This window comes from Hymenobacter monticola (assembly GCF_022811645.1).
Lineage (GTDB): Bacteria > Bacteroidota > Bacteroidia > Cytophagales > Hymenobacteraceae > Hymenobacter > Hymenobacter monticola.
Genome location: NZ_CP094534.1, coordinates 270,090 through 282,958, shown reverse-complemented (window position 1 = coordinate 282,958; position 12,869 = coordinate 270,090). Strand labels below are relative to the sequence as shown.

General features: G+C 63.9%; 9 protein-coding genes. 3 read left to right on the top strand and 6 right to left on the bottom strand.

What is annotated here, in order from left to right:
* Nucleotides 1–139: 139 nt before the first annotated feature.
* Together MTP16_RS01265 and MTP16_RS01260 are read right to left on the bottom strand one after the other, a co-directional pair.
* Nucleotides 140–1,120 carry an FAD binding domain-containing protein gene (locus tag MTP16_RS01265; protein WP_243515191.1) on the bottom strand — a complete coding sequence of 327 codons (981 nt, stop codon included), beginning with the start codon at nucleotides 1,118–1,120 and terminating at the stop codon, nucleotides 140–142.
* Complete coding sequence (locus MTP16_RS01260) at nucleotides 1,117–1,743, bottom strand: (2Fe-2S)-binding protein (protein ID WP_243515190.1); 627 nt, start codon at nucleotides 1,741–1,743, stop codon at nucleotides 1,117–1,119. The genes MTP16_RS01265 and MTP16_RS01260 overlap by 4 nt, the downstream gene beginning before the upstream one ends.
* 250 nt (nucleotides 1,744–1,993) lie before the next feature.
* Between MTP16_RS01260 and MTP16_RS01255 the strand changes: the two genes are divergently transcribed.
* Nucleotides 1,994–2,680 (top strand): dihydrofolate reductase family protein, encoded by a 687-nt coding sequence (locus MTP16_RS01255; protein ID WP_243515188.1) that lies wholly within the window; start codon nucleotides 1,994–1,996, stop codon nucleotides 2,678–2,680.
* Between the two features lie 88 nt (nucleotides 2,681–2,768).
* Here the strand turns inward: MTP16_RS01255 and MTP16_RS01250 are convergent, their stop codons facing one another.
* Complete coding sequence (locus MTP16_RS01250) at nucleotides 2,769–4,916, bottom strand: glycoside hydrolase family 97 protein (protein WP_380286786.1); 2,148 nt, start codon at nucleotides 4,914–4,916, stop codon at nucleotides 2,769–2,771.
* A 173-nt stretch (nucleotides 4,917–5,089) separates the two neighbouring features.
* Here MTP16_RS01250 and MTP16_RS01245 point away from each other — a divergent pair, with 173 nt between their 5' ends.
* Entirely contained in the window at nucleotides 5,090–6,658 is a 1,569-nt protein-coding gene (locus MTP16_RS01245) for a family 43 glycosylhydrolase (RefSeq protein ID WP_243515182.1), read from the top strand.
* A gap of 242 nt (nucleotides 6,659–6,900) precedes the next feature.
* On the top strand, nucleotides 6,901–7,803 hold the full coding sequence (locus tag MTP16_RS01240) for a histone deacetylase family protein (protein ID WP_243515180.1): 903 nt from the start codon (nucleotides 6,901–6,903) through the stop codon (nucleotides 7,801–7,803).
* A 110-nt stretch (nucleotides 7,804–7,913) separates the two neighbouring features.
* Here MTP16_RS01240 and MTP16_RS01235 read toward each other — a convergent pair whose 3' ends face one another.
* From MTP16_RS01235 to MTP16_RS01225, 3 genes are all read right to left on the bottom strand, one after another.
* Entirely contained in the window at nucleotides 7,914–8,999 is a 1,086-nt protein-coding gene (locus MTP16_RS01235; RefSeq protein ID WP_243515178.1) for a hypothetical protein, read from the bottom strand.
* A gap of 545 nt (nucleotides 9,000–9,544) precedes the next feature.
* Nucleotides 9,545–12,004, bottom strand: coding sequence for a T9SS type A sorting domain-containing protein (locus tag MTP16_RS01230; RefSeq protein ID WP_243515177.1), 2,460 nt, complete (start codon nucleotides 12,002–12,004; stop codon nucleotides 9,545–9,547).
* 162 nt (nucleotides 12,005–12,166) lie between these two features.
* Entirely contained in the window at nucleotides 12,167–12,868 is a 702-nt protein-coding gene (locus MTP16_RS01225) for a methyltransferase domain-containing protein (RefSeq protein WP_243515173.1), read from the bottom strand.
* Between the last annotated feature and the right edge of the window lies 1 nt (nucleotide 12,869).

Below are 12,869 nucleotides of genomic sequence, written 5' to 3'. Positions count from 1 at the left end.
AAGAACGTCATGCAGAGCGCAGCATTTTTACCGATTCGTTCTGGTGGGCGCCTCACCCCCCGGCCCCCTCTCCCAAAGGAGAGGGGGAGCCAGGCAGGCGATGTAAGCCCCCTGCGTTGCTCCGCTCGGCATGAGTTTTTTAAGCCGCTGCTGCTGTTTTCAGGGCCTGCACAATGGCATTGGGGCCAAGCCGCAGCTTGTATTCGTTGTGCTTGAAGGCTTTGGCGCCCTGCATGGCCACGGCCGCCGCCTGGCGGAAGGTTTCTTCCGTGGCGGGCTGGCCCACCAGCGCCTGCTCGGCCGCCGCGAGGCGCCAGGGCTTGTGGGCCACGCCGCCCATGGCCAGTCGCGCCGCCTTGATGGTGTTGCCATCCATATCCAGCGCCGCGGCGACCGATAGCAGGGCGAAGGCGTAGCTGGCCCGCTCGCGCACTTTCTGGTAGTGCACGTGCTTGGTGAAGGGACTGTCTGGGATTTCCACGGCCGTTATCAGCTCACCGGGTTCCAGGTTGGTGTCGCGCTGGGGCGTGTCGCCGGGCAGGCGATGGAAGTCGGCAAAGGCCAGCTTCCGGTCGCCTTTGGGGCCGCTGAGCAGCACGGTGGCATCAAGGGCGACGAGGGCCACGCTCATGTCGGAGGGGTGCACGGCAATGCACTTATCCGAAAAGCCGAAGATGGCGTGCATGCGGTTGATGCCTTCGAGCGCGCCGCAGCCGGAGCCGGGCTGGCGCTTGTTGCAGGGCATGGTGGTGTCGTAGAAATAGGGGCAGCGGGTGCGCTGCAGCATGTTGCCGCCCACGGTGGCCATGTTGCGCAGTTGCGGGCTGGCGCCGGCGTTGAGGGCCAGGGCCAGCAGCGGATGCTTCTCGCGCACCAGCCGGTCGTCGGCCACGGCCGAGTTCAGGGCCAGCGCGCCGATGCGGAGGCCGCTGCCGGCGCGCTCAATCTGGCGCAGCGGCAGGCGGTTGATGTCGACCAGCTTCTGGGGCGTCATCACGCCGCGCTTCATCAAATCGACGAGGTTGGTGCCGCCGGCGATGAAGGCGGCGTTGGCGTCCTTAGCCACCACGTCGATGGCGGCCTGCTGCTTGGTGGGCCGCACGTATTGGAACTGGTTCATACTTTTTGCCCTCCCTGCTTCACGTCCTGAATGGCGGCCACAATGTTGCTGTAGGCCCCGCAGCGGCAAATGTTACCGCTCATGTATTCCCGAATTTCTCCTTCCGAGCCGGCGTGGCCTTCGCGCACGCAAGCCACGGCGCTCATTATCTGGCCGGGCGTGCAGTAGCCGCACTGAAAGCCGTCGTGCTTCACAAACGCCTCCTGCATGGGGTGGAGCTTGTCGCCGTTGGCCAAGCCTTCAATGGTCGTGATTTCCTGGCCGTCGTGCATCACCGCGAAGCTCAGGCAGCTGTTCACGCGCTGGCCTTCAACGTGCACGGTGCAGGCGCCGCACTGGCCGTAGTCGCAGCCTTTTTTGGTGCCGTTCAGGTGCAGGTTTTCGCGCAGCAAGTCGAGCAGGGTGGTGCGGGGCTCCACCGCGAGCTTGTATTTCTTGCCGTTCACTTTCAGGCTCAGCGGCACTTTCTCGATGGATTCGGCCACCCGTTCGTCGAGCTTGGCCTCGGCCGCCGACACCACCGGGCCGGGCACCAGGGCCATGGCCGTGAGCAGCGACGACTGCTTGAGGAACGTGCGCCGCGAGTCGTCACGGGGTCTTTCTTGTTCGGGTTCTGCGTTCATAGCTAATCGGGAATACGGGGAGGGGCCCGGCGCGCCGGCGGGTCCGGCCGTGAGAGAGTAACAAGTTATGGAAAGATGGGTTACGTAGCGCAAAGGTCTTCAGCCTCTTTTCTGGGCGAAAAACAGCAGTCAAACAGCTTCTGGTAAAAGCCAAACCGCTGCCTTTGCACCCGCAACGCCCACTCGCGCTGCCCCGTACCGAACCGTCAGCAACTCGCTGCTTTCTTTCAATACATCTGTTTCTTTCCGCATGAAACCACACGTCATCTGCCACATGATGGCCTCCCTCGACGGCCGCATCATCACGCAGCGCTGGGGCCCGCGCCCCAACACCAAGGCCTACGAAACCACTGCCGCCCGCTTTACTTCCCAAGCCTGGCTCTGCGGCCGCGTCACATTCGAAAAAGACTTCACCGACGGCCTTCAGCCCGACCTGCAGCCCGGCGCCACCGTGCCCGACCGCCACGATTTCATCGCCGATAAAGCCGCCACCTCCTTTGCCATTGCCATCGACGCGCACGGCAAGCTGGGCTGGGAGTCCGGCCACATCGACGACGACCATATCATCAGCGTCGTTTCGGAGCAGGTCAGTGACGAATACCTGGCCTACCTGCGCCGCGTGGGCGTGTCCTACATTTTCGGCGGCGCGCAGGAGCTGGATTTCAAGCTGGTGCTCGACAAGCTCAGCCAGCAATTTCCCATCGAAACCATTCTGCTCGAAGGCGGCGGCCACGTCAACGGCTCCCTGCTGCGGACCGGCTTGGTTGATGAAATAAGCCTGTTGCAGTATCCTGTCGTCGACGGTGCGGCTGGTTCGGCGGCCGTTTTCGAACAGGGCGACGAGCCTGGCCCCGCCACTCAGCTGCGCCTGAAACACGTGGAGCAGCTGCCCGAGGGCCTCGTATGGCTGCGTTATGATGTGCTGGTGCAAGAATAACGAGCCGTAACAGGTATTGAACAGAAAGCGCCGCCAGCCTCGTGATGAGACTAGCGGCGCTTCTTATAAAGAACCTGGCTGCGACTATTTACTGCGGCATCACGCTGATGGCGTAGCCGCCGCCCGGCGCGCAGTATTGCGCCAGCTTGCTCTTGCGCGTCACCGTCATTTTGCGGATGGCGTAGGCCTGCGGGTTATTCTCGTAGTGGGCGTCTTTGGCGTCGGCGTAGATGGTGGCCGTGTACTTTTTGCCGGGTTCCAGGAAGCTGAAATTCACGTTCGAGGTGCGGCCATTCTCGTCGCAGGTGCTGCCGATGAACCAGCTGCTTTTGCCCTTGGCCTTGCGGGCAATGGTGATGTAGTCGCCGGGCTCGGCTTCGAGCACGTGGGAGTCGTCCCAGTCCACGGCCACGTCCTTGATGAACTGGAAGGCGTCGAGGTGCTCGTTGTAGTGCTCAATCATGTCGGCCGCCATCTGCAGGGGCGAGTACATGGTCACGTACAGCGCCAGCTGGCGGGCCAGCGTACTGTGCACGAAGGACTTATTGGCCGGATTGAAGGTGCTGATGCGCGTCTGGAAAATGCCGGGCGTGTAGTCCATCGGCCCGCCGATGAGGCGCGTGAAGGGCAGAATAGTGGTGTGGTCGGCGTTGTTGCCGCCGAAGGACTCGTACTCGGTGCCGCGGGCGGCCTCGTTGCCAATCAGGTTGGGGTAGGTGCGGGCCAGGCCGGTGGGGCGCACGGCCTCGTGCCCGTTCACCATGATTTTGTGCTCGGCGGCTTTTTCCAGTACGTAATTGTAGTGGTTAATCAGCCACTGGTCGTAGTGGTGGTGGCCCAGGGGCACGATGTCGCCCACGTAGCCGGTTTTCACGGCGTCGTAGCCGTACTTGTTCATGAAGTCAAACGCGGCATCCAAGTGGCGCTCGTAGTTGCGCACCGAGCCCGAGGTTTCGTGGTGCATAATCATCTTCACGCCCTTGCTGGCGGCATACTGCTGCAACCCGGCCACGTCGAAATCAGGGTAGGGCGTCACGAAGTCGAACACGTAGTCTTTGTGCTTGCCGAACCAGTCTTCCCAGCCGGTGTTCCAGCCCTCCACCAGCACCGCGTCGAAGCCGTGCTTGGCCGCGAAGTCGATGTACTCCTTCACGTGGGCCGTGTTGGCGCCGTGCGTGCCGTTGGGCTTGACCTTAGTGTAGTCGATGGAATCGAGCTTGATGTTGTCCTGGTTGGTGTACGACCACGTGCTTTTGCCCGTAATCATCTCCCACCACACGCCCACGTACTTCACCGGCTTAATCCAGCTCACGTCCTTGAACTTGGTAGGCTCGTTCAGGTTCAGCACCAGTTTCGATTCCAAGATGTCGCCCGCCTTGTCGCTCACAATCACCGTGCGCCAGGGCGACTGCGCTGGCGTCTGAATCAGGCCCTTGTCGCCCACTGCGTCGGGCGTGAGGTGCGACTCCAGCACGAAGTTCTTGTCGTCCAGGTCGAGGTGCATGCAGGAGTAGTCAATCAGCGCCGCCTCGTGGATGTTGATGTAAAGCCCGCTCGGGCTTTTGAGCATGAGCGGCGTTTGCAGGCCGGTGGGGGAGAAGGGCGTCTGCGAGGCGTTGCCCGTCACGGCCGATTTCATCAGCCCGCGCACTTCCGAGAGCTTCGACGTCACGGTGCTGTACTCCTGGGTGTCGTAGTCGCCGGGCAGCCAGAAGGCCTTGTGGTCGCCGGCCAGGGCAAACTGCGTGCGCTCCTCCTTGATGGTGAAGTAGTCGAGCTTAGGCTGGCGCGGAAACTCGTAGCGGAAGCCCAGCCCGTCGTCAAACACCCGAAACCGCACCCGGATGCTGCGGGCCGTGCTGGCCTGCGTGAGCGTCACGGCTAGCTCGTTGTAGTGGTTGCGAATGGTTTTCACCTCGCCCCATACCGGCGTCCAGGTTTCGTCGAAGCTGCGCTGCTTGCTCTCGGCCACCGCAAAGCCGCTGGTGAGGGCAGTGGCGTTTTTCAGGTCCAGGCCCAGCTTGCTGGTTTTGATAACGTCGCGGCCCTTGTAGGTGAGGCGGTAGGTGGGCACGCCGTCGCCCTGCAGGTTAAAGCTGAGTGTAAGCTGGCCGTTGGGCGACTTGATATCTTCAGCTGCGGCGGCCTGCCACAGCAGGCTCAAGCCAACAAGCAACACGGCGCAAGCCGATTTTGGGAGGGAAAAACGGGTTGGGAAAAAGCGGTGGGAATGCATAGGCAGGAGCGTGTGTGAAAACGTTTGCGCAAAGGTCCCGATTCTTTTGAGAAAAGCAAGCGCGGCCCGGCTGGCAGCTAGCGTCTTCCATAGCGTTTCAGGCCCTGAGCAGCCAACGGTACGTAAGTAATGGCCGACAGGGCTTCTCGGCCGGTTTTTCTTGATTTTACTTTATGCTCTTTTCTACAATTGTTCGACTTATTGCGGGAGTGGGGCTGACCAGCAGCGTGCTCCTGGGCTGCCAGCAGCGCTTGGCCCCGGCCGCCATTGCCAACCCCGTGCTGCCCGGCGACTTCCCCGACCCTTCGGCGACCAAAATCGGCGACACATACTGGGCCACCGCCACGTCCTCGAACTGGGGTCCGGCATTTCCGCTGCTCAAATCGAAGAACCTCACCAATTGGCAGCTGGCGGGCTACGTATTCCCCGACCAACTGCCAGCCTGGGCCGACTACTACTTCTGGGCGCCCGAAATCAGCCAGGAGGGCGGTAAAACATACATCTACTACACCGCCCACCAAAAAGGCGGCAACCTGGCCGTGGGCGTGGCCAGCGCCGACCGCCCCGAAGGCCCCTACCGCGACCACGGCCCCCTGGTATCCCAACCCGACGGCTCCATCGACGCTTTTCCCATGCGCGACGAAAACGGCCAGCTCTACCTCGTCTGGAAGGAAGACGGCAACAGCGTGCAGCTGCCTACGCCCATCTGGGCCCAGCGCCTGAACGAGGCCCGCACCGCCCTCATTGGCGAAAAAACCGAGCTGTTTCGCAACACTGCGCCATGGGAAGGCAACCTCGTGGAAGGCGTGAGCATGCTGCGCCACGGCGGCTACTTCTACGCCTTCTATGCCGCCAACGGCTGCTGCGGGTCCGGCTGCACCTACGCCACCGGCGTGGCCCGCGCCAAAAACCTGCTTGGGCCTTGGGAAAAGTGCCCCCAAAATCCGATACTGACCAACAACAGCCGCTGGAGCTGCCCCGGCCACGGCACGGCCGTGGAGCGTAACGGCCGCTGGTACCTGCTGCACCACGCCTACCAATCCGGCAGCGCCGAAAACGTGGGCCGCCAAGGCGTGCTCAGCGAATTTCACTGGAATAGCGCCGGCTGGCCCGAGTTTTTGAACCAGCAAAGCGAGCCCACCGCAACAGCCAATTCGGTAACCACCCGCCCCGTAGTCGATGAGTTCAACGGCACAGCCCTGGACCTAAGCTGGCAGTGGCCCGTGGCGCACAAGCCGCAGTTTGCGCTGAGCAACGGCCGTCTGCAGCTCCGTGCCCAGCCCGATTTCGGAGGTGCTGCCCTGGGCCGGCACACCCTCACGGCCAGCTACACCGCCACCACCACGCTGCTCCACCCGGCTGCCTTGCCCGCTGGGGCCACCGCCGGCATCGCGGCTCTCGGCGACCCTGATAATTCCCTAGCTCTCACCACTGGCGGCGGCCGGTTGCAGCTCTGGGAGCGTCGCGCCGGCCAGCCCCGTCTGCTGGCTGAAGCTCCGCTACCGTCCAACGCCACTGCTGCCATCCAGCTGCGCCTGCAGGTGCGTAACGGCAACAGCTACCGCTTCGCCTACAGCGCCGATGGCCGCACCTGGACCAACCCGCTACCCGCCGACGGCGCCACCAGTGGGGCCTACCTGCCGCCCTGGGACCGGGGCGTGCGCGTGGGGCTGCTGGCCGAGGGCCCCAGCACGGCCACGGCGGATTTTGAGCGGTTTGAGTTGGAAAACAATGCTGAGTAAATGATTGATGCGAAGCAACAAATCATGCAGCGCGCAGCAAAGCAGCTAGCTTGTGGTACTAGTTCATTTTGCTGTCATCCTGAGCGGAGCGAAGGACCTTCTCACGGTTGCGCTATTTTGAACTACTGCAAGCTGTTTGAACGTGAGAAGGTCCTTCGCTCCGCTCAGGATGACAAGAGGCGCAGGCGAGCGAGGTACTTCGCTGTGCGCTGCATGACGTTCCTTATACCGATTATCCCATAATGCTATCTATCGCCTTCGCCCCAAACTACGCCCACCCGCTTCCTGCCGGCCACCGCTTCCCCATGCTGAAATACGAGCTGCTGCCCGAGCAGCTTTTACACGAAGGAACCGCTACGCCGGCCGACTTCTTCACGGCCCAGCCGCCCCCGGACGAGGATATTCTACGCGTGCACGACGCTGACTACTACCAGCGCCTGCGCCTGGGCAAGCTCACCCGCCAAGAGGAGCGCGCCACCGGCTTCCCGTGGTCGGCGGAGCTGTTCGAGCGCGAAATCACCATCCTAGGCGGCACGATTGGGTGCGCGCAGCGGGCCCTCGCACACGGCGTGGCCTTCAACATTGCCGGCGGTACGCACCATGCCTTCCGCGACCGGGGCGAAGGGTTTTGCCTGCTGAACGACCAGGCGGCTGCCGCGGCCTGGCTGCTGGCCCGGGGCCACGCCCGCCAGGTGCTCATCATTGACCTCGACGTGCACCAGGGCAACGGCACCGCCGCCATTTTCCGGCACGAGCCGCGCGTGTTCACCTTCTCCATGCACGGCGCCCGCAACTACCCCGCCCGCAAAGAGCAGTCCGACCTCGACCTGCCCCTGCCCGACGGCACCGACGACGCCCAGTATCTGAAGCTGCTGGCCGACACGCTTCCGCGCCTGCTGGATGAGGTACAACCCGATTTCGTGTTCTACCTCGCCGGCGTCGACGTGCTGGCCACCGACAAGCTGGGCTACCTCGCCCTCACCCGCGAAGGCTGCCGCCAGCGCGACGAAACTGTGCTGCGTCTCTGCCACCAGCACCGGTTGCCTGTGGTGGTGTGCATGGGTGGCGGCTACTCCGAGCGCATCGCCGACATCGTGGAGGCGCACGCCAATACGTTTCGGGTGGCGGCGGGGGTGTGGGGCTGACAACCGGAACGACAAACCTAGTCCTATTGCGGGTTGAGCGGTAGAAACAGCCTCAACAAAAAAAGGCCGCCCCGCAATGCCGGGCGGCCTTTTTTGTAAAAACTGTTTGCCTACGGGGCCTGCACGAGCAGGCGCGCCGTGGCGGCGGACTGGCCGGGCGCGAGCACGCGCAGGGCGTAGAGCCCCGGGGCCAGCCCGGGCGGCAGCGTGAGCTGCCACTCGCCCGCCACGGCCGCGGCAGCCAGTGTGGCCACGGCGCGGCCCAGCGCGTCGAGCAGCAGCACCGGGGCCGCGCCCTGCGCCGGACGGGCCGGCACCAGTCGCACCGCGCCCCCCGGGGAGGCCGGCTGCGGGTAGAGCACCAGCGCGGGCGCGGGCGCCAACCTCGGGCGGGTAGCCGTGACCACGGGGATGGCCTGGCTGCGGCAGGGCCGCTCGAAGTAGGCCAGCCAGGCCGGCTGGGCCAGCAGCCGCCCGCTGGCGTCACGCTGCTGGCCCCGGCCGCTGACCAGGATGGTACTGTCGCCGGGCAGCAGCTGCCAGTACTGGGGCAGGGCCGTGGCCAGCACCTGGGAGCAGTAGGTGTCGCGCCGGGTGAGGCGGCCTTGGGCGTTCAGGTGCAGTACTTCGAACTCGTTGGGCGCCGGGCGGGGCGTGGTGGCGTAGGTGAGCACGCGCAGGCTGCCGTCGGCCGCTTCCTGCACGCCGCTGGTGTAGCGGAGGGTGGTGGTGTAGCCGCCGGTCGGCACCGGGGCGTCGATGAGCGTGCGCCAGACCACGTTCAGGGCCGTGTCGAGCCGGGCCACGAAGCCGTGGGTGCGCGCCTGCCCGCCCAGCGAGTCCAGCTGGGCCTGGCCCGACACCACGTAGCCGCTGCCGTCGCGCAGGCGCAGGGCCCGGGCTGAGCCGGACATCGTCACAAAGGATGTCCGTCCGAAGGGCTCGACCCAGCGCGCGCGCCGGAACCGTCCGCCCGAGTCGACCTCAATGGCGTAAAGCTGGAATTTGATGGAGTCGCGCTGCGTGTCGCCCATCAGCCACCAGCCCCGGCGCGGCGCTTCCACAATGCGCCGCAGGTAAGCATAGCCGTTGGTGGCCGGAAACTGCGGGCCAATGCGGATGATGGGGTTGGGGTAGTTGCGCTGCCAGCGCAGCGTGCCGGCCGTGTCGAGGCACGCCAGCGAGTAATGCAGCACCACCAAGGGCTGCCCCGTGCCGCCGTTGTCGCCCGTGCCCGCTACATAGTAACGCCCGTCGCGGCTGGCGGCGCTCGTTGCTAATTGGTCTACACGTAATGCCGGGCTTTTGCGAGTGCGAACAGTATCCCCATTGCTGGTTACCCAGTTGTATAGCCCGGTGTAACCAATTCTGTTATTGGCTGGCAGAGCACCATAAGCGAAAAAGCCGCTCCGCCACGGAAAGCCGACCCACCCCCCTGCTGCATTATTGAAGTTGCGCTGCCAGAGCAATTGTCCGCGCAAGGTATATTTCGCCCAGTAGCCAGGACCAGAACCAGCGCCCGAAACAATAACAGACCCGTCCTGAATCAAAAAATTGGGGTACTGATTGGAAACGTTCAAGGAATTGACATTACCAAACAAGTCCGTGCGCTCCCAATTTCCAATTCCCTGCCCATGTACTCGTGAACCTGCTGCGACTAGCAGCAGGGCACAAATTATCCATAGTCTCATGATTATTCCGCTAAAGGCCCAGCCTGCCGTGGCGGCCGGGCCTCATTGCTTTAACGGTTAATCAATACTTTTTGCGTGGTAGCAGGCATTCCGTCCGCGAACAGCGTGGCGGCGTACTGCCCGGGTTTCAAGGCCAGCACGTCAAGGTCGGCTTGGTAGTGGCCTTGCTGGTCTGCGTGCAATTTCTTTTCCAGCACCACCCGGCCGCTCAGCAGGTCGGTCAGGCGCAGTAGCACGGTTTGGGGGTGGGCGGTGGCGGTGGCTTCCACGTGCAGGCGGTCGGCGGTTGGGTTGGGGTAGAGGGCGCGCACGGTGGCCGGGCTCAGGGTTTCGGCGGCGCGGTGGGCGCCCGCGGCGGGCGGGGCCACGGCCGGCCGCAGGCCCACGCCGGGGTAGAGGTAGTTGAACCAGAGAGCGGCCATTTCGGCGGCGGGGCCGGGCGTGCGGGCCACCCGGCGCAGGGCGGCGCTGTCGGCCGGGGCCACCTGCCGGGCGGGCCAGGGCGCTAGGGCGCTCACGCGGCCCACCACGTCATACAGCGCCAGCCGGGCCGCCGCCACGGGGTGGGCGCCCACCCGGGCGGCCAGCAGCGGGCGCAGCCGGGCGGCGGCCAGCCGCCGGCCCGCGCCCCGGTACTGTTCCAGCAGGTCGAGGCCCAGGCCGAAAAAGGCATCCGGGTTGGTGGCGGCCAGCGTGCCCACGTAAGCTTCCAGGGCGGCGGTGTCGGACTGCTGCACCAGCAGCTCCTGCCGGATGGCAGCCTGATAGCTGCGCAGCCGCGCCAGGGGCGCGGCCTGCCGCCGCAGCGTGTCCATGATGGCTTGCAGGTAGGCCGTTTGCAAAGCGCCCCGGGCCTGCGCGCCGGTGCTCACGCCCTTCGTGGTCTGGCAGAACGAACCAATAGCAACGGGGCTGTTGGTGCCAACCGCAAAGCCTGTTTGATTAGGGGCAGGTAGAATGCCATCCGTTACTTGTGAAGCTAGCTCATCGGTTGAGCCCTGATATCGGTAATAAATAAAGCTGTTTCCCGCATTACGGTTCATCAGCGAACGGTCACCGTTCTGATACGAGTCGAACTTGTTTCCTTGTGGCTGATTGGGTGCGCCCTGCTGGTTCAGTACGGCCTGGTCTTCTACCAGAATGGCCGATGAAGTGCCGGCGCTGGAGCCCTGAAAGTTATTGCAGCTGATGTTGAAGCTGGCGGTGTAGCCGCCCGTGTTGGGCCGGATGCGGATGCCGTGCCAGCACCCCTGAAACACGTTGCCCGCGATGTCGCCGGCGCCGTCGCTCAAACTCAGGCCGAAGGTGAGGTTGCGCAGGGTCAGGTTGGAGAAGCTGCTGTAAGCCTGGTTCAGAAAGATGCCGGTTTGGGCTTTGGAGGCAGTGGTGTCGGTGGCCGCGCCGCTGCTGCCGCCAATGTTGAGGGTGGCGTAGGCGGCACTCGTCACCGGGCTGCTCACGCCGTTGCCCACCAGGCCGTACATCGGGTCGGGGCCCTGCGTCCAGTAGGTGCGGTAGGTACGGCTATTGATGGTGCCCGTGTTCATGCCGATGAGCGTGTGCACCGGGAAGTTGACCAGCGCGGCCAGCTTCTCGAGCCAGATGCCCGTGCGCACGGCCCGGGAAATGGTCAGGTTGCCGTCGAAAGCCAGCGGCCCTTGGCCGGGGCGGTTGGCCACCAGGCCGTAGATGCCGCCCTCAATAAAAATATTCGACAGGTCCACGCCCCGGTTGCTGCCCGTGACCGTGGGGGTCAGGTGCAGCGCTTCCAGCGTCCAGGTATCGTCGGGGTTGGCTTTGTAGGGGGCCAGCAGGCTGGGCGTGCAGTACAGGCCCAGCCCCGTCAGGTAGGCGTGGTGCAGGTCGTCGCGCTGCCCCTGGTCGTAGATGTGGTAGAGGTTCTGCTCGAAGCGACAGTCTTCGATGTTGTATTGCGTGGCGTACAGCTTAGTGGGCGAGGCGCCCGGCACGTACACGCCGTACTCGGCGTAGGCCACCCGGCAGGTTTTCAGCTGCAGGCTTTGGTCGGGCTGCTCGTACTCAAACCGGATGCCCTGCCACAGGCTGACGGTGGGCGGTGTGAGGTTGCCGTTGCAGGCGCCCGTAAACAGGGCTTCCTGGGCCACGAAGTGGGCCCCGCTGCCCAACACGAAAGCGTAGCCGCTCACCCGCTGCTTGCCCTTGAACGTGGTGATGGCCCCGTCGACGTAGAAGTTGGTGCCCGGCTGCACCGTCACGGTGCCACCCTCGAAGTGCAGCGTGCCCACCACGTGGTAATTGCCCACCGGAAAGGTGTAGTTGCCCACGTAATTCGTCACCGTAGCCGGGTTGCCGATGGTGTAGTTGTAGGTGGGCGAATTGGCGCAGCTCGGCGCCGTGACCGGCGGCAGGAGCGGGTCCTGGGCCGCGACGGGCCGGCTAAAGCAGCACATCAGCAGGAAGAGAGAGAGAGAGAGAGAGAGCAGCTTCAGGCGCTGCGCTCCGGGGCGAAGGGTAGTTGTGCGTTGCATACTGTGAATGAGGAAAGTGAGAAAATACAATAGGCCCAAGATAGCAAAATTCAATTCTCATTTGGCTGCTTATCAGAAAAATAATGGCGATGCCATTCAGTGGCTGACAATCGGCAATCCCAGACTAAGAACATGCGATTCCAGACTTATCTGCGCCCGCGCTTATTTCAGCAGCACCAGCTGCCAGCGAAACGCCCAGCGCCAGCGCAGCTCATACCGCGTGATGCCCGCCCGTGCCAGCAGTGCCACCCAGTCGGCGCGGCGGAAGGCCCGGGCCACCGACAGCGGCGCGTCGTGTTGCACCAGGTAGGAGCCGCCCAGCAGCCGCGTCAGCCACTTGATGCTGTGGTAGGCCAGCCAGTGCCGGTGCAGGTCGTTGATAACGACGGCCACTTGCGCCTGCTGCTGCCAATGCCGCAGCAGCGTCACTAATTCCTCGTCAGTGAAGTGGTGGCAAAACAGGCTGCACGTGAGTATATCGTAGGGCTGGGCCTGGAACTCAGGCGAGAAAATATCGAACTGCCGGTAGCTGATTTCAGTGTAGTCTGCACTTTTACTAGCGGCATAATCCAGCATGAATTCGTTGGCATCAATGCCGCTTAATTCTACAGCAACCCTCTTTTTGCGGGCCCAGCGGGCTATCTGCCGCAGGGTATCGCCGCCGCCGCTGCCCAGGTCGGCCACGCGCAGGGGCCGGCCGGCCGGAAACTGCGGTCGTAGGCGGTCCAACGCGTTAAGTACTGGCGCGTAGCCGCCCAGCCAGGTATTGATGGTTTCCAGCTCGTCGAGGTTCTGGCGCAGGGCGTCGGAGGCCAGCGTCAGGTCGTCCATCAGCTCGGGACCGGAAGCGCGTTCTGCAAACATT